This is a genomic window from Bacillus cereus group sp. Bc031 (assembly GCF_027716265.1).
Lineage (GTDB): Bacteria > Bacillota > Bacilli > Bacillales > Bacillaceae_G > Bacillus_A > Bacillus_A paranthracis.
The window spans coordinates 1-16,011 of sequence record NZ_JAQFUL010000100.1; the positions used below are offsets into that span (position 1 = coordinate 1).

The following is a 16,011-nucleotide window of genomic DNA, read 5'->3' on the forward strand; positions in this document are numbered from 1 at the left end:
CAAACAACGATTTAGCCGTTCATAATGGGGAATTTCATTTCGTTGAAATTGGGGAAATTTGAATCGTTGTTGACATTATCTCCGTCATTAGTCGACAAAAGTTATATAATTTAATTACTCAGCCACCCTTTGGTGGCTTTTTTATTTTACTAGCTTCGTATGTTGTTTTTTGTAAATATTGATGGTATCGAATCAGGAAGGTGGTAATATCATTAAAAGAAAAGTTATTTTAAATGCGTATAAAAAAAGCCATAAGGCTGTTATTGCTTTATTTTAATAAATTTTTTACAAATCAGAAATTACAAAAAAATACAGAATACCCCAAATTTGTGGAGAGGCTTATCTTAATTAATTGCACTTTATCGTTGATTTCCCTAAGTCTAAATTGTCTCATATAACTTATTTCAAATGCTAAAATGAAGAGTGGCCTCAAAAGTAGTAATCCTTGCATTGATCCTATGTGTAACACACCAAGGAGTATATTATCTTTTGGCGGTCGTAAAAATGAAGCAAACTCTAATAATTAAACGTATCGGCAAAGGATTTTGACGGGATCACTTGCTTGTAGAATAGATAAATTCATTTAAATAGTTTTAAAGTATATACGAATTAATATTTCTTTAATTATATATTGAATCAAATTAGCTATATCACTTGGATTAAATTAGAATATAAAGTGCTTTATATTATCTTCCTTTTTCTTAGTACTATGTACAATTATAAAAAAGTAAATAGCCTTTATTAAACAAAGGATTAGGTATGTTCTAGGATTTTTGTACAGGCATATTTTATAGAGATAACCCAGCGTCTGTCGCTACAATAATTTCATTTACATCTTTTCTAAGTAGCTGACTTTTTACAGCATTAAATTGTTTCCCTGTTTGTTTAATAACTGTTAATTTCAAACGCTCAGGTAGCATCGGTAAATCTTCTAAATTCCACTTTTTATATTTCACATCGTAGCTTTCTGGATCTGCTAATGTAACGAGATGACCTAAAGCCCAAGTTACAATATATTTACTACCTTCAAGGTAGCCGTTTCCCTTTTTATCGCACTTCAGTACACGTGCAATATCTCGTGCAACGGAAGGCTTTTCAGCGATTACAACGCTTTTTGACATATTTAAAACATCCTTTCAAATTTCCATACGTTAACTATAGCATACATCTTCTTGAGATTCAGTTTCGCTCCAGATTTGAACGTTTTTTAATGGGATAACATCTGTTTGAAAGTGAATGATCGTGACAGAACATAATATGCACCATGATGAGACTGTGAGAAATAGATAGTTATTATGCGTATTGTTTTATTAGTTGCTTCTATATTAAATAGAAAAGTAAAGAACTTGTTATTTTACTAGAATAAGAGTAGACTTTGAAGTAGAAGAATACTAAACACATGGGAGTTGTGGATACAAACTGAGAGTATGACTAGTCCGTCATTGACCATTTGAACCTGTTGGATAATGCCAGCGTAGGGAGAGTGTAAAAGCACATGTTCAGGCACTTTGCGTACGCGCAAAGTGCCTTTTTGTGTATCTCCCATAACTATAGTTAGGAGATGAGAAGGATGAATAGGAAAGAAATTAGTAAAGTAGTGGATTTGGTGAGAGAATCTAATCCGCTCGTTCATAATATTACAAATGTTGTTGTAACAAATTTTACAGCTAACGGTTTGTTAGCGTTAGGGGCATCGCCTGTAATGGCGTATGCAAAAGAAGAAGTGGCAGAAATGGCTAGCATTGCTGGAGCGTTAGTATTAAATATGGGAACACTTCGTCCGGAAGAAGTAGAAGCAATGTTACTTGCCGGTAAATCAGCAAATGTGAACAATGTACCAGTACTGTTTGATCCAGTTGGTGCAGGAGCAACATCGTATCGAACAGAAGTTGCGAGACATATTCCGGCTGAAATTGAATTAGCGATTATTCGCGGAAATGCAGCTGAAATAGCGAACGTTATTAATGAGAGATGGGAAATTAAAGGGGTAGACGCTGGTGCTGGAAATGGTAATGTCGTAAGTATTGCAAAGCAGGCAGCGGATGAATTGAATACAGTTGCGGTAATTACTGGGAAAGAAGATGTTGTTACAGATGGGCAGCGAACGATTGTTATTCGAAATGGCCATCCTATTTTAACGAAAGTTACGGGAACTGGTTGTTTACTAACTTCTGTAATAGGAGCATTTGTAGCGGTAGAAAAGGATTATGTAAAGGCAGCGGTAGCGGCATTAACGTTTTATGGGGTAGCGGCAGAACTGGCAGCCGCTAAGACAGTGGAAAAAGGACCTGGTAGTTTTCAAATTGAATTTTTGAATCAGTTAGCGAATACGACTTCAGGTGATATAGAGAAGTATGGGGAAATTGAGGTTATATAGTAAGGAGGGAAAATAAATGTCACGTATTTCAAAGTCAGAAATGTCTAGGTTGTTATCCGTATATTTTATTATGGGAAGTAACAATTGTACGAAGGATCCACTGCAAGTATTGAGAGAGGCACTTGAAGGTGGTATAACAATTTTTCAATTTCGTGAAAAGGGGGAAGGCGCTTTAACGGAAGAGAAACGCATTTGTTTTGCAAAAGAACTACAAGCAATTTGTAAGGAGTACGGTGTACCGTTCATTGTAAATGATGATGTGGAACTAGCTCTCGAGTTAGATGCAGATGGCGTGCATGTTGGGCAAGATGATGAAGGAATTACCTCTGTTCGTGAAAAAATGGGTGATAAGATTGTTGGTGTATCTACACATACAATTGAAGAAGCACGCTGGGCAATTGAAAATGGGGCTGACTATTTAGGTGTAGGACCTATTTTTCCAACGAGTACGAAAAAAGATACGAAAGCAGTGCAAGGAACGAAAGGTTTAGCTCATTTTAGAGAACAAGGAATTACAATACCGATTGTCGGAATTGGGGGCATTTCAATTGAAAATACCGCTTCGGTTATAGAAGCAGGTGCGGATGGTGTTTCAGTTATTTCAGCGATTAGTTTAGCTGAATCTGCGTATGAAAGTACGAAGAGGCTAGTAGAGGAAGTAAGTAAGAGTTTGTAGAAGAAGGCTATGTAGTATTAAAACGCTACATAGCTTTTTATTTTTTGATATCGGTAGTTAGAAAAAGGGGGAGGATTGTTTGAAAAGGAAACAGTTTGTAGAGTTGCAAAATGAGTTGTTTCGTTTATTCGAAAAAAGGGAATTCGAAGCGATTTATAGATGCATAGATAAAGCAAAAAGGGAGTTTCCTGAAAGAATAGAAAAAACTAGTTTTTGGGAAGCGTGTGCATTTTCGGCAGAAGGTAAGTATGAGGAAGCAATTGTTAGTTTAAACGAAGCTTTAGAAAAGGGGATTTGGTGGAATCCACATACACTTATGCAGGATGAAGATTTAAAGGGATTACGAGAGAAGACAGCTTTTAAAATGATAGTGAAAAAGTGTGAAGAAATCTTTAAGAAACAGCAGCTAACAGCTAACCCGAAGTTATTTACTTATGGAAATGAAAAAGCGAAGGCTGGACTATTTTCTTTACATTGGAGAGGATCACATATAGATGATTTTGCACCATATTGGTGTGAAGAAGAAATACTACATGAGTATATATTAGGTTTTTCCCAATCCTCACAAATACATGGAATGAAGTCGTATAGCTGGGATAATCATGAAATAGCTATAAAAGACGTTATGAAAACTTTTAATGATTTTGTAAATAAATATAACTTGGAGGACATCATCATCGCGGGAGCTTCTCAAGGGGGAAATATAGCGATAGAGTTAGCGTTAAAGAATATGTCAGCGACTCAAAAATTTATTGCAGTTATACCTGCTATTCGAGATGTTAAGGAAATTGAAAGTATAGTTGTATCAAATGATATAACGAATGTAGAAGGATATATTGTTACGGGAGACAAAGATCCATTTTATGAAAACACACTTCAATTAATGTCTATGTTTGAGGAATATAATGTGGACTGTAAATTAATTGTGAGAGAAGGTTTGGGGCATCTTTTCCCAGCGGATTTTACACAAATATTAAAGAACATAATGGAAGAATGGACAGCTAAAAATATTTAAACAAACGTTTGATTAAAAAAGCACAAACCCTGTAAATTTGTAGGTTTGTGCTTTTTCTTTAAAACATAATTGATATTAAGAGCATTCCAATTCCGATAGAAGTGAATGTTGCGATTAGTCCTGGAATCATAAAGCTATGATTTAAAACATATTTACCAATGCCAGTTGTGCCAGTACGATCAAAGTTAATGGCAGCAACGATTGTTCCGTAGTTTGGAATGAAGAAATATCCATTTACTGCAGGGAACATCGCGATTAGTAGTGCTGGTGGAATACCGAGTGATAATCCAAGTGGCATTAAAGCACGTACTGTTGCGGCTTGGCTATATAGTAAAATAGATAGAATGAATAATGCGATGGCAAATAGCCATGGCGCACTTGTTACTAGATGCTGAATTGATCCTTGAATCATATTTAAGTTTCCGTTAAAGAAAGTATCTCCCATCCAAGCGATACCGAAAATAGCAACAACTGCTGTTGCCCCCGCTTTAAAGACGTTACCAGACACGATGCTTTCTACATTTGGTTTACAGAAAATAATAATAAGAGCTGCAATCGTTAACATAACCATTTCAATTGTGTTTGGCATGGAAAGACGGGCTAACTTCCCATCAACTATCCATCCTGGACGAAGTACTTCAAATGAACCAAGAAGTACGACAAGAAAAGTTCCTACTAAGAAAAGGATAACTGATAATTTAGCGCCTTTTACACCAACAAATTCTTTTTTCTCTTCAATCTTAGGAATCATTCCTTCTTTTAATCGTTTTAAGTATTCAGGGTCTTCATTTAATTCTTTCCCCATTTTGCTAGCAACAAATGCAGCTACCATACAAGCGATAAAAGTAGAAGGGATACTTACTTTTAAAATATCTAATAAAGTGATTTTATAGTCAGCTAACATTGCTAAAAGTGCAACTGTTGCAGCTGATATAGGACTAGCTGTAATTGCTTGTTGGGAAGCAATTACGGCAATTGACATTGGTCGTTCTGGTCTAATTCCAGATTCGCGAGAGACTTCTGCGATAACAGGAAGTACAGAATAAGCAACGTGACCAGTTCCCGCACAAAGTGTGAATAAATAAGTAACAATTGGAGCAAAGAATGTAATGCGTTTTGGATTTTTTCGTAATGCTTTCTCAGCCAGATGAACAAGGTATTCCATTCCTCCAGCGGCTTGGAGTGCACCAGCAGCTGTAATTACTGCTAAAATCATAAGCATTACATCAATAGGAGGAGCTGTAGGTTGTAAGTGGAAGACGAAAACAAGTATTGCCATACCAACGCCACCCATTACCCCTAGACCAACTCCGCCTAGGCGTGCGCCAATAAAGATGCAGAGTAGTAACGTAAGAAATTGTAGCCAAAACATGATAAACTACCTCCGAAATTCATTAGTTAAGATATATTCGAATAATTTAATTTAAATGAAAATTAAAATAAATACTCAAAACAATCCTTGTGTTATATACATTTTTTATTATATAACACAAGAAATGTAACATTCACGTACTTTGTTAAATTATTTCGAAAAAATAATACATTAAAACTTTGCATTTGTATCTCTAAATAGGTAGACATTTTAATTTTTATGTTGTAATCTTTGATAGAGAATAATGTAATTCTCATAGAACTCCCATATCGTTCAACTCGTTCAGCGAGAAAGGCAAACTGGTGGAAACATTAGGACGCAAAACTACAGGAGCTAAGGCCGAAAGGCTACGCTAGCCAGTTACCGGACGGATAGGGTTGGTCTTGACCAATGCTTTTTCATTGGTCTTTTTTTATTTGCAAACAAATGAGAAACCTTATCAGTTGTTGATAAGGTTTCTATTTTAATAGTTTTCCTTTATATTAAGTTAATTAAGAAAGGTGATGTGAATGAAAAAATATTGGCACAAGCTATCATTTCTTCAAAAGAATGTATTGTTAACTGTGTTAGTTATTTTGACGCTTGTTGGTACTATGGGAGCGTTAAGTTTTAACATGTTTCAAAATAGCATGATGTCTATATTTGAAAGGCATTCTTTTGAAACAGGAGATACGGTATTACATAAATTAGACGAAGAAATAGTGAGAGATGTTACAAAGGATCCAGTGGCACAAAGAGAAAAGAGAGAGAAGTTAACAGAGAAATTAGATGAAGCAACGGAAGAATTGAATAGCGTTGGACAAATCTATATTGTTGGAGCAAAAGAAAATGAAAAAGGTGAGTTATTAATCGTCGATTTGTCTACAGAGTTAGCAAATGTTGTTGAAGTAAGGCCGGGAGAATATTATAAACAACCAGATCTTTGGATGAAAGCATACGATAAGGTAATGAGCACGAAAAAAGCAAACATGACAGTAGTATATGAAGAGCTATTAGGATCATGGGTAACGATATTAGAGCCAATTAAAGATGGAGACGGAAATATTGTGGCAATTGTTGCAGCCGATGTAGATGCTTCTATTGTTCCTATTACAAAGGAAAAATTCATTATACAAGGTTTAATGTTTATTTGTATTTCTGTTTTAATTGCAACTGTTATTCAATTCTTAATCGTACGTAACGCACTTGCTCCATTGCGGGATTTACGTGAAGGATTACGCAGAGTTGGTGAAGGTGATTTAAGTATTAAATTAGAGGAAAGACCAGATGATATTGGTATTATTAATGCGTATTTTAATAATACCATCGAGAAGTTTAAAGGAATTATAGATAAAGTGAAGCAGACAGCAGAACAGGTTTCCTCATCTTCACAAGAATTGTCAGTGAGTACGAAAGAAAATAGCATGGCAGTCCAAGGAATCGTAAGTTCTATAGTTGAGTTAAGGGCTGGCGTTCAATTGCAAGAAACGTCAGTACCAAAGTATTTAGATATTGTATATGAAATGGAAGATAGGATGGAAGAGATAACTAATATTGCAAAACAAATGACGAAAGAGTCTGAAGGTACGAAGCATCATTCAGAAAAAGGAAATGGTATTATTGAACAGACGATGAATCAAATGAACATAATACAAAATGCAGTACAAGATTTATCTTCTATCATTTATTCTTTGGAAGTAAGATCAAAAGAAATTAGTGATATTGTAACTGTAATTACAAGTATTTCAAATCAAGCGAATTCGCTAGCTTTACATGCTACTATTGAAGCTTCACGTGCTGAGGAAACAGGAGAGGGATTTGCCGTTGTTGCTGATGAAGTGCGTAAATTAGCAGAGCAGACGGAAGCATCAGCAAAAGATATAGCAAAATTAATAGGGGAAACACAAGCAGGAACGGAAGAAGCTGTTGTTTCAATGCAAAAAACCTCAAAAGAAGTAGAGTCTGGAATGAAACTTGTTGAAAGTAGTGGTGCTTTCTTTGAAAAAATTTCGAAATCAGCACAAACTGTTACTAATCAAGTTGGAGTTGTTTCTAGCAATTCAAATAATATATTGCAAAATAGCCAAAATATTGTTCGTGTTGTAAATGAACTATCACTTATTGCAAATAAGTATGCGAATAGTAGTAGTAATGTTGAAGAAATCATGAAAGAACAGGAAATGTCTGTACAGGATATTGCTGAATTAGCCAGTTCTTTAAGCTGGCTCTCACAGGAGTTACAAGAGTTAATTGGGGAATTCAAAAGTTAAATGAAATGATTATACATGCTTTTGTTTGTTCAATAAAATAAATCATGCTACAATGAAAACGAATTAAGGACCGGGGAGCCAATTGGCTGAGAGGATGTGAGCAAACATCGACCCTCAACCTGATCTGGATAATGCCAGCGTAGGGAGTTACTTAAAGTGATGTAGCATATGTTATTCTATAATAACTTGCATAAAAGGCTTTCCTACGCAGTAGGAAAGCCTTTTCTTGTTTTAAAATTTAATTTCATAAGGGGGATTTTATTATGTCACAACAAGTTACAATTTCGTTTTCAGTAGTACCACAAGCAAAGAACAAAGATGTGTATTCTGTTGTTGATAAAGCGATTGAGGTTGTACAACAATCGGGAGTTCGTTATGAAGTAGGAGTAATGGAAACGACGCTGGAAGGAGAATTAGATGTACTTCTTGATATCATTAAACGTGCACAACAAGCTTGTGTGGACGCTGGAGCAGAAGAAGTGATTACTTCTATTAAAATCCATTATCGTCCAAGCACTGGTGTAACGATAGATGAAAAAGTTTGGAAGTACCGTGATGAATATGCAAAACCAGAAGCAATCTAAAATAATTACAGTAATTTGGCTTATCCTTCTCATTGCGATATGGGAAGGATCTGTTTCAGTATTTAAAATTGAACCGTGGATTTTACCGAAGCCTTCTGCCATTGTTCAAGAATTAATTGGAATGAAAGATTTACTATTACCGAATATGATGCAGACGCTGCAAGAGGTTATAATTGGACTGTTCTTTGCGATTTTAATTGGGACAAGCATTGCAATTCTTATGGACGTTATCCCTTTATTTCGTATTTTAATAAATCCGTTGCTTGTTATTTCGCAAACGATTCCAATCGTTGTACTTGCACCGTTATTTATTATTTGGTTTGGATATGGAATGCTACCGAAAGTAATGGTAGTCATACTCGTTTGTTTCTTCCCGATTGCGCTTAGCATTTTAGAAGGTTTTCAAACGGTAGATAAAAATATGTTGAAGTTGTTGCAAACGATGAAGGCAACGAAATGGCAAGTTTACCAGAAAGTAAAGTTTCCAGCAGTGCTTCCATACTTTTTCTCCGGTTTAAAAATTGCAGTTACATATAGCGTAATGGGAGCGATTATTGGAGAATGGCTCGGTGCCAGTGAAGGATTAGGAGTTATGCTTACAAGGGCTACGAAATCCTTTTTAACAGCCCGAGTATTTGGTGTTGCAGCAATTATTGTAATGGTGACATTATGTCTGTATTTTATCGTGGAGTTTATGGCAAGAATAACAGCACCATGGATATATAGAAAGGACGGCAGAAAATGAAAAAAGGTTTAAAAGTTATGTTGGCTGCCTTATTAGCAGTAGGTGTAGCTGGATGTAATCCGGCGAAGAAAGAAGAAAGTGCAAGTAAAGATCAAAAAGTAAAAGTCGTATTAGATTGGTTTCCGAATACGAATCATACTGGCTTATATGTAGCACAAGCGAAAGATTATTATAAAAAACAAGGCTTAGATGTAGAAATCATTCAGCCTGGTGATAATGTGACGGCGGAGCAAATGATAGCTTCGGGAAAAGCTGACTTCGCAATAAGCGCACAAGAAAATGTAACGTTGGCTCGTGTGGAAGGTATTCCTGTTGTATCTGTAGGTGCGATTATTCAGCATAACACTTCAGCTTTTGCATCGCTTAAGAAAGATAATATGACGTCACCGAAAGATTTTGAAGGGAAACGTTACGGTGGCTGGGGAGGACCAGCGGAAGAAGCGACATTAAAGACAATTATGGATAAGCACCAAGCCGATTTTAATAAAGTTGAAAAAATCATTTTAGGACAAACAGATTTCTTTAAATCAATTGGTCGTGATGCAGACTTTGAATGGATTTATTACGGATGGGATGGAATTGAAGCGAAGCGCCAAGGAAAAGAGTTAAATACGATTATGGTGAAAGACTTAGATCCAGCACTTGATTTCTATAGTCCTGTTATGATTACGAGTGAAAAACATACGAAGCAAGATAAAGACTTTGTGAAAAAGTTTATGAGTGCAACGACAGAGGGTTATAATTTTGCAATTAAAGAACCGAAAGAAGCTGCCGATATTTTAATTAAAGCTGTTCCAGATGTAAATAAAGATTTAGTACAAGAAAGTCAAAAATGGCTAAGTACGAAGTATCAAGATGATGCAAAAGCGTGGGGAGTACAGAAGGAAGAAGTTTGGACGAATTACATGAATTTCTTATATGATAACAAAGTTATTAAGAAGAAAATTGATGTGAAAGATGCCTTTACAAATGAGTTCCTTCCAAGTGAAAAATGAGTGGATTACAAATAAAAGATATTGTGAAATCTTTCGATGGCAAGAATGTATTAGCAAATATTAGTGCTTCTATACGAGAGGGAGAATTTGTGTCTTTTGTAGGACCGAGTGGTTGCGGGAAAAGTACACTATTAAATATGATCGCAAATGTTGAAAATCCAACAAGTGGAAGTGTAACGTATAACGATAAACAAATACAAGAGCAAGATATTGTAAGTTATATGCCGCAACAGGATTTATTACTACCGTGGCGATCAGCTTTACAAAATATCGTTCTTCCGTTAGAAATTGAAGGGAAGCCGAAAAAACAAAGGCTGACAGAAGGAATGGAAGCATTAAAGCAGTTTGAACTAGATGAATATGCAGACCATTATCCAGATGAATTGTCTGGAGGGATGCGTCAAAGAATTAGTTTTCTGCGCACATATTTATGTGAAAAGCCAATTATGCTACTTGATGAGCCTTTTGGTAAATTAGATGCTTTTACAAAAATGGAAGTACATAGCTGGCTTTTAAACTCTTGGCACCAAGAGAAGCAAACAATCGTTATGGTTACACACGACTTAGATGAGGCAATCTTGCTTTCGGATCGCGTATTTATTTTATCTCAAAGACCAGCATCAATAGTTGGTGAGGTACAAGTGAAATTACCTAGGCCGAGAACGATGGATATGTTAACATCACTTGAGTTAAAGAAAGATAAGGAAGAAATTTTGAGAGTATTAGCTCCTTATATGAAAAAATAGAAAAAGCCTTTTAACAGTTTTTGGTATGATTACTGTTAAGAGGCTTTTTTATATAGGGGGAGAAAGATGAAAACTATAGAGAAAATAGTAGATGAATTAACGGCAGATAATCTTGAAGAAAGAAAAGCTTTATTAAAAAATCATATTTTATTAATGAAGTATGGTATGGAACATCATGAATTAAAAGAAGAAGAAATGACAGAAATTTTAAAGTGGGTTCAAGATCGAGATCAATTGAAAAAAGATGTTCCGGAGTTACGTGATTTACATTTAATTAAAAAGTTTCAAGCGGTATTAGATGAATTTATTCATTCCATAATTTCAAATGGTTATGTAGAAGACGCGGTAGAAATTCTAGAGAGTGTATTAAAAAGTATGGGGGCAGTCGCTCATATTGTAAAAATTATGTTTGTCGGCAAAATGAAAGTTAATAGAAATTCCTTGGAAATGGTAGAGGTGTTAAAACGAGAGTGTTACACCTTAATGGAACAGCGTGCTGTTGTCGGTTTACATGCTCAAATTTTTCACGTTTTAGGTTTTGTTCATTCAATTCAGTTTGATTTAGAAGAAAGATCACAGGAACACGGACGAGTTGTGATAGGTCTTTTAACAGATTTTAAAACGGGTGAATTGAAGTCTGTACAACAATTTCAAGCTGAAGACCATATTTCAGAAGTGAAAAGTATGGTGAGTAAAGGATACGGAATAGAATTACAGAGAAGAATTTATATGTGGAAATCGTTAACGCTCATCTTTACAAGTCCATATGCATTAGAAAAGATGTATAAAGAAATTTATGTAGAAAACGATAACATGGGGAAGGAACAAAAAGAAAAGTAGAGAATAGAATATAACAGAGTAGTTTATACTCTTAATATAACAAATGTTAAAGGAGTGAAAGGATAAAATGACTTTATCAACTGTTCTTCAAATGGTTTTAGCTTGATATGGGAGAAGTCTGCCCATTTTTATCGATTAAGCTAAATTGAAGACAGCAGGTAAAGAACCTTAATCCTTTCTTACGATAATATGTAATGGGTAAGGTGTATTCACCTTACCCATTTTTTATATGCACAATTAAATAAGGCTTTATACTGTTGCTCTCTCTATTTAGCTTATGAATCATAAGTAAAGGAGAGAAAATAATGAGTATATTAACGGTAGAAAATTTAAGTCATTCGTATGGTGAGAAAACCATTTTATATAATGCATGTTTTCGAATATTGAAGGGTGAGCATGTTGGGGTAGTAGGGCAAAATGGAATTGGAAAATCAACATTGCTAAGGATTTTAACAGGAGAACTTATACATGATGATGGGAACATTGAATGGTTTCCACATGTGAAGGTAGGTTTCTTGCAGCAGCATATGGATTTAAAAGAAGGGATGACAATTGAGGGATACTTGCAAAGTGCATTTGCTGATTTGTATGCGATTGAATACGAAATGTTAAAAATTGCTGAAGAAATGAATGGAGCAGGAGAAGTAGAAAAACTGTTAGTAAAGTATGGAGAATTACAAACTATATTGGAAAGCTCTAATTTCTATCACATTCATACAGAAGTTGAAGAAGTAGCAATCGGTTTAGGTTTATTTGAAATAGGTTTGAAAAAGGATGTATCGAAGTTAAGTGGGGGACAGCGAACAAAGTTATTACTTGGTAAGCTCCTTTTAGAAAAAGCTGATGTTTTATTACTAGATGAGCCAACAAATTATTTAGATACAGCTCATATAGAATGGTTGCAATCATATTTGAGACTATATGAAAAAGCTTATGTAATCATTTCGCATGACGAATTATTTTTGAACAGTATTACAAATGTTATTTTTCATCTAGAAGGAGGAAAAGTGAAGCGATACGTAGGAAACTATGAAAAGTTTGTGCAAAGTTACCAAGTGCAAAAGAAACAATTACAATCGGCGTATGCGAAACAACAAAAAGAAATCTCTCAGTTAGAAATATTTATTCAAAAAAATAAAATTCGAAAAGCGAAACAGGCTAAGAGTCGAGAGAAAGTATTAGAGAAAATGCAAAGGATTGAAAAGGTTAATCATGTAACTCGATCCCGTTTTGATTTTACTGTTTATGAGGAGCCAGTAACTCGTATATTACAAGCTGAGAAACTAAGGATAGGTTATAGTGATCCGTTATGTCCAGAGTTGAATTTACAAGTGAAAAAGGGAGAAAAGATAGCGATTGTTGGTCATAATGGAATTGGAAAAACGACGATGTTAAAAACGTTATTAGGCCAAATAAAGCCGCTAAGTGGTTCAATTTCTGTTGGCGAGCGAGTAAATCCTGCCTATTTTGCACAAGAAGAGTTTGCTTCAGAAATAACACCATTAGAGAAAATTTGGGCAGAACGACCAGATATGACAAAAAAAGAAGTGCGCCAAGCGTTAGCGAAGTGTGGATTGCAAGAAGAACATGTATTAAAACCTATTCGTTTATTAAGCGGAGGAGAACAAACGAAAGTACGTTTATGTGAACTTATCGTAAAGAAAAGTAATGTTTTAATTTTAGATGAACCAACTAATCATTTGGATATAGAAACAAAGAAGTCTTTGCAGGAAGCGTTACAACAATATACAGGAACAGTTTTACTTGTCTCACATGAGCCGTCTTTCTATGAAGCATGGATCACAAAAGTATGGAATATAGAAGAATGGAACGCTGAACAATAATTACAAAGAAAAGGCATTAGCTTGTATAAGCTAATGCCTTTTCTTTGTGATTAACATGATTTTCGAGAACTCTTACATGAGAATTGTATGAAGAAGCACTCTTATGGTGCGCTTATAAGCGTGCTTTTTCTTTTGTTATGTCTATATTTATAATAATACTAGATGCCTTTCCCTAATAGGCGACTATCTTCTTTTATATATATAGATAGTTTGAAATGGAATAAAAATAATTCCTATATGTAAAGGATAATGTGATTACTATAGGAAGACAATAGCACTGAAAGGAAATTCATGTAAAATTCAGATGAACTTCACATGAACTTCATATTAGAAACTAAATATAATTATAATAAGTTATTGTAATTTAATTTGTGATTTTTCATGAAATTAAAAGTTTGAATTTAGGAAAGAGTGCTTAAACCTAAATTCAAACTTTAGTGAAATAATTAAGGGATGTTACCTTTAGTTTTCGCTAATGGATGCATTTACAAGTTCGGCGGGATTACCTGTTCCTGCCCCTCCGATTGTAACCGATCCACCGGGAGGAATTTCACCATTCCATCCTGCATTCGTAATTACGTAATGACTATTTATTTTACTACTAATTTTAGAATCCTAAACTTGCGTTAAATTGCCGTTATAATCAAATTCTAATTTCCAGTTTTTAATAGAGGTCGTTCCACTATTTTTAATTACAATCGAGAAGTTGTAACCACTTCCCCAATTTGAAGTGACTGAAAAGGTAGCATTGCTATTTCCACCAGGAGGTGTTGTGTTAGCATCATCTGTTTTTACAATAATAGAAGTAGGCTGTGATTTATTCCCAGCAGCATCTTTTGCTAGTATTGAAAATTTGTATTCTGTATTAGATTTTAAGTTTTTAATTGTAATGCTATTTGTTGTTGTACTCCACTTCTCTTCTCCAGCAGTAATTTCATATTCCGTAACTCCTACGTTATCAGTAGATGCCGTCCAGTTTAATTGAACTGAGTTTGAATTTTTATTTGTTACAGCAATATTTTTTACGTTTGTTGGTGGCTCAATATCTTTTTGAGTAATAGGTCCACCTAGTAATTCTTTTACTAACGTATCAAGTAATTTTGGTCCACTACAACTATATTTTGGACTTGTGCGACAGTCACCACTAAGCTCCCAAAACATTGCACCACTTAAACCTTTTGTCTTTATATAGCCTGTTTTATATTTCATAGATTCGTTGTCATCATAGCTAATAAATGTACCTGTAGTTGCATTATATAAATAAGGTACTTTCGCCACATCGTTCCATCCGCGAACAAAGCCATTTTTATTAACATAATTAGCTGCTAAATCACCATAATCGTACACACCTGTATCACCGGTAGAATAGTCATCCCAAGTACCTTTAGAAGCGAGCTTTCCATCACTACCTGGTTTACAAGGTTGGTATTGTCCGTTATTTTCTTTTCCACAACTTTTCCACCCGCGTCCGTAAAATGGTACACCTAATACGAGTTTATCTGCTGGAACCCCTTCATTTGTATAAATGTTTATCGCACCATCTACGTAAAAATTCGTATCCGCTGCTGGGTCATTTGGATCTTTGTATAGAGCTGCATTATGGTTAGAAGTAGCTTCCCATCCACCGTGGAAATCATATGTCATAATATTAATCCAATCCAGTATTTGAGAGATTTTCTTTAGCTCTGTATGATCAGCGTAACGTTGGCTTGCACCTGATGCAATTGTTAGTAAATATTGTTTACCATCTTCTGCACCAGCTTTCGTTAATGCATTTCGAACTTCTTGAAGGAGTAGGGTGAAGTTTTGCTTATCTTCAGGACGATAACTACCACCAGGAATCGTTTCTACGCCCGGATATTCCCAATCTAAATCAACGCCGTCAAATCCATATTCGCGTAGGAAATCGACTGTAGATTCAGCGAATACTTTTCTTGTTTTTTCATCAGCGGCCATGTCAGAAAAGCGGTTAGACCAAGTCCAGCCACCAACGGAAATAATTGTTTTTAAGTGAGGATACTTAGCTTTTAATCGTTTTAGTTCGCCGAAATTTCCGCAGCGGGCATATTTATCACAATCTTCCCAAGTTGTACCTGAGCCAGGATAAGATTTTGTGACATCGGCCCATGGTTCACCGAGTACGAGAGTACCATTAGGGACTTCTTTATTTTGCAGTGGTACACCAGATTCTTTACAGTTCCACGTTTGTTTATTTGGATTATCGGGGTGAGTAGAAGGGTTTCCATGTTTTCCATTCCAGCAAACATCAGCGAAAGCATAGTTTAAATGAGTTAGCTTTGATGCATCAATATCTGCAACTTGATAATTACGTCCGTAAATGCCCCATGAAGGAAAATACCCAACAATTTTTTGACCTTGCTTTTGTGAATCTGCTAATGCGACATTGGGAGTAATAAAGTTTGTGAGAAAAAGAGGTAAGAAGAGTAGTAGGGATAGTAATAGCAGTGTGAATTTTTTTGATTTCATAGCCATTTCTCCTCGTATATTATATTTAAGCTGTTATTTCAGCTTTAAATTCCCTTAATAAGAGACCCGTAAATTAATACT

General features: G+C 35.2%; 11 protein-coding genes, 2 pseudogenes and 3 riboswitches. Of the genes and pseudogenes, 10 read left to right on the top strand and 3 right to left on the bottom strand.

Features of this window, described 5'->3' with window-relative positions; all coding sequences use genetic code 11:
• Window positions 1-800 precede the first annotated feature (800 nt).
• A pseudogene (locus PDQ33_RS25105) lies at window positions 801-1,121 on the bottom strand (toprim domain-containing protein); the annotation flags it as partial.
• Window positions 1,122-1,389: 268 nt separating this feature from the next.
• Window positions 1,390-1,498, top strand: a riboswitch (TPP riboswitch).
• Between the two features lie 72 nt (window positions 1,499-1,570).
• Between PDQ33_RS25105 and thiM the strand changes: the two are divergent.
• The 3 genes from thiM (at window position 1,571) to PDQ33_RS25120 (ending at window position 4,068) form a co-directional block, all read left to right on the top strand.
• Window positions 1,571-2,377 (top strand): hydroxyethylthiazole kinase, encoded by an 807-nt coding sequence (gene thiM / locus PDQ33_RS25110; RefSeq protein ID WP_001080178.1) that lies wholly within the window; start codon window positions 1,571-1,573, stop codon window positions 2,375-2,377.
• 16 nt (window positions 2,378-2,393) lie between these two features.
• On the top strand, window positions 2,394-3,053 hold the full coding sequence (gene thiE / locus PDQ33_RS25115) for a thiamine phosphate synthase (RefSeq protein ID WP_000086995.1): 660 nt from the start codon (window positions 2,394-2,396) through the stop codon (window positions 3,051-3,053).
• A gap of 79 nt (window positions 3,054-3,132) precedes the next feature.
• Complete coding sequence (locus PDQ33_RS25120) at window positions 3,133-4,068, top strand: DUF3089 domain-containing protein (RefSeq protein WP_000823936.1); 936 nt, start codon at window positions 3,133-3,135, stop codon at window positions 4,066-4,068.
• A gap of 58 nt (window positions 4,069-4,126) precedes the next feature.
• Here PDQ33_RS25120 and PDQ33_RS25125 read toward each other — a convergent pair whose 3' ends face one another.
• Window positions 4,127-5,440, bottom strand: coding sequence for an anaerobic C4-dicarboxylate transporter family protein (locus tag PDQ33_RS25125; protein ID WP_000498726.1), 1,314 nt, complete (start codon window positions 5,438-5,440; stop codon window positions 4,127-4,129).
• A gap of 283 nt (window positions 5,441-5,723) precedes the next feature.
• A riboswitch (cyclic di-GMP riboswitch) is annotated at window positions 5,724-5,808 on the top strand.
• Window positions 5,809-5,949: 141 nt separating this feature from the next.
• Here PDQ33_RS25125 and PDQ33_RS25130 point away from each other — a divergent pair.
• The 7 genes from PDQ33_RS25130 (at window position 5,950) to PDQ33_RS25160 (ending at window position 13,443) form a co-directional block, all read left to right on the top strand.
• Complete coding sequence (locus PDQ33_RS25130) at window positions 5,950-7,689, top strand: methyl-accepting chemotaxis protein (protein WP_270756799.1); 1,740 nt, start codon at window positions 5,950-5,952, stop codon at window positions 7,687-7,689.
• A gap of 61 nt (window positions 7,690-7,750) precedes the next feature.
• A riboswitch (TPP riboswitch) is annotated at window positions 7,751-7,852 on the top strand.
• A gap of 100 nt (window positions 7,853-7,952) precedes the next feature.
• Window positions 7,953-8,273, top strand: coding sequence for a thiamine-binding protein (locus PDQ33_RS25135; RefSeq protein ID WP_270394606.1), 321 nt, complete (start codon window positions 7,953-7,955; stop codon window positions 8,271-8,273).
• Window positions 8,245-9,018, top strand: coding sequence for an ABC transporter permease (locus PDQ33_RS25140; protein ID WP_270756800.1), 774 nt, complete (start codon window positions 8,245-8,247; stop codon window positions 9,016-9,018). Before PDQ33_RS25135 ends, PDQ33_RS25140 begins: the two co-directional genes overlap by 29 nt.
• Window positions 9,015-10,013, top strand: coding sequence for an ABC transporter substrate-binding protein (locus PDQ33_RS25145; RefSeq protein WP_000715551.1), 999 nt, complete (start codon window positions 9,015-9,017; stop codon window positions 10,011-10,013). The genes PDQ33_RS25140 and PDQ33_RS25145 overlap by 4 nt, the downstream gene beginning before the upstream one ends.
• On the top strand, window positions 10,010-10,759 hold the full coding sequence (locus PDQ33_RS25150) for an ABC transporter ATP-binding protein (protein WP_048557291.1): 750 nt from the start codon (window positions 10,010-10,012) through the stop codon (window positions 10,757-10,759). Before PDQ33_RS25145 ends, PDQ33_RS25150 begins: the two co-directional genes overlap by 4 nt.
• A gap of 66 nt (window positions 10,760-10,825) precedes the next feature.
• Window positions 10,826-11,599 (top strand): hypothetical protein, encoded by a 774-nt coding sequence (locus PDQ33_RS25155; protein WP_270756802.1) that lies wholly within the window; start codon window positions 10,826-10,828, stop codon window positions 11,597-11,599.
• A gap of 305 nt (window positions 11,600-11,904) precedes the next feature.
• Window positions 11,905-13,443, top strand: a complete 1,539-nt coding sequence (locus PDQ33_RS25160) for an ABC-F family ATP-binding cassette domain-containing protein (RefSeq protein WP_134198158.1) — start codon at window positions 11,905-11,907, stop codon at window positions 13,441-13,443.
• Window positions 13,444-13,905: 462 nt separating this feature from the next.
• Here PDQ33_RS25160 and PDQ33_RS25165 read toward each other — a convergent pair.
• Window positions 13,906-15,930, bottom strand: a pseudogene (locus tag PDQ33_RS25165) (glycosyl hydrolase family 18 protein).
• Between the last annotated feature and the right edge of the window lie 81 nt (window positions 15,931-16,011).

Coding starts and splice junctions, on each gene's coding strand:
- thiM (WP_001080178.1), top strand. CDS start 1,571: ATGAATAGGAAAGAAATTAGTAAAGTAGTGGATTTGGTGAGAGAATCT.
- thiE (WP_000086995.1), top strand. CDS start 2,394: ATGTCACGTATTTCAAAGTCAGAAATGTCTAGGTTGTTATCCGTATAT.
- PDQ33_RS25125 (WP_000498726.1), bottom strand. CDS start 5,440: ATGTTTTGGCTACAATTTCTTACGTTACTACTCTGCATCTTTATTGGC.
- PDQ33_RS25130 (WP_270756799.1), top strand. CDS start 5,950: ATGAAAAAATATTGGCACAAGCTATCATTTCTTCAAAAGAATGTATTG.
- PDQ33_RS25135 (WP_270394606.1), top strand. CDS start 7,953: ATGTCACAACAAGTTACAATTTCGTTTTCAGTAGTACCACAAGCAAAG.
- PDQ33_RS25140 (WP_270756800.1), top strand. CDS start 8,245: ATGAATATGCAAAACCAGAAGCAATCTAAAATAATTACAGTAATTTGG.
- PDQ33_RS25145 (WP_000715551.1), top strand. CDS start 9,015: ATGAAAAAAGGTTTAAAAGTTATGTTGGCTGCCTTATTAGCAGTAGGT.
- PDQ33_RS25150 (WP_048557291.1), top strand. CDS start 10,010: ATGAGTGGATTACAAATAAAAGATATTGTGAAATCTTTCGATGGCAAG.
- PDQ33_RS25155 (WP_270756802.1), top strand. CDS start 10,826: ATGAAAACTATAGAGAAAATAGTAGATGAATTAACGGCAGATAATCTT.
- PDQ33_RS25160 (WP_134198158.1), top strand. CDS start 11,905: ATGAGTATATTAACGGTAGAAAATTTAAGTCATTCGTATGGTGAGAAA.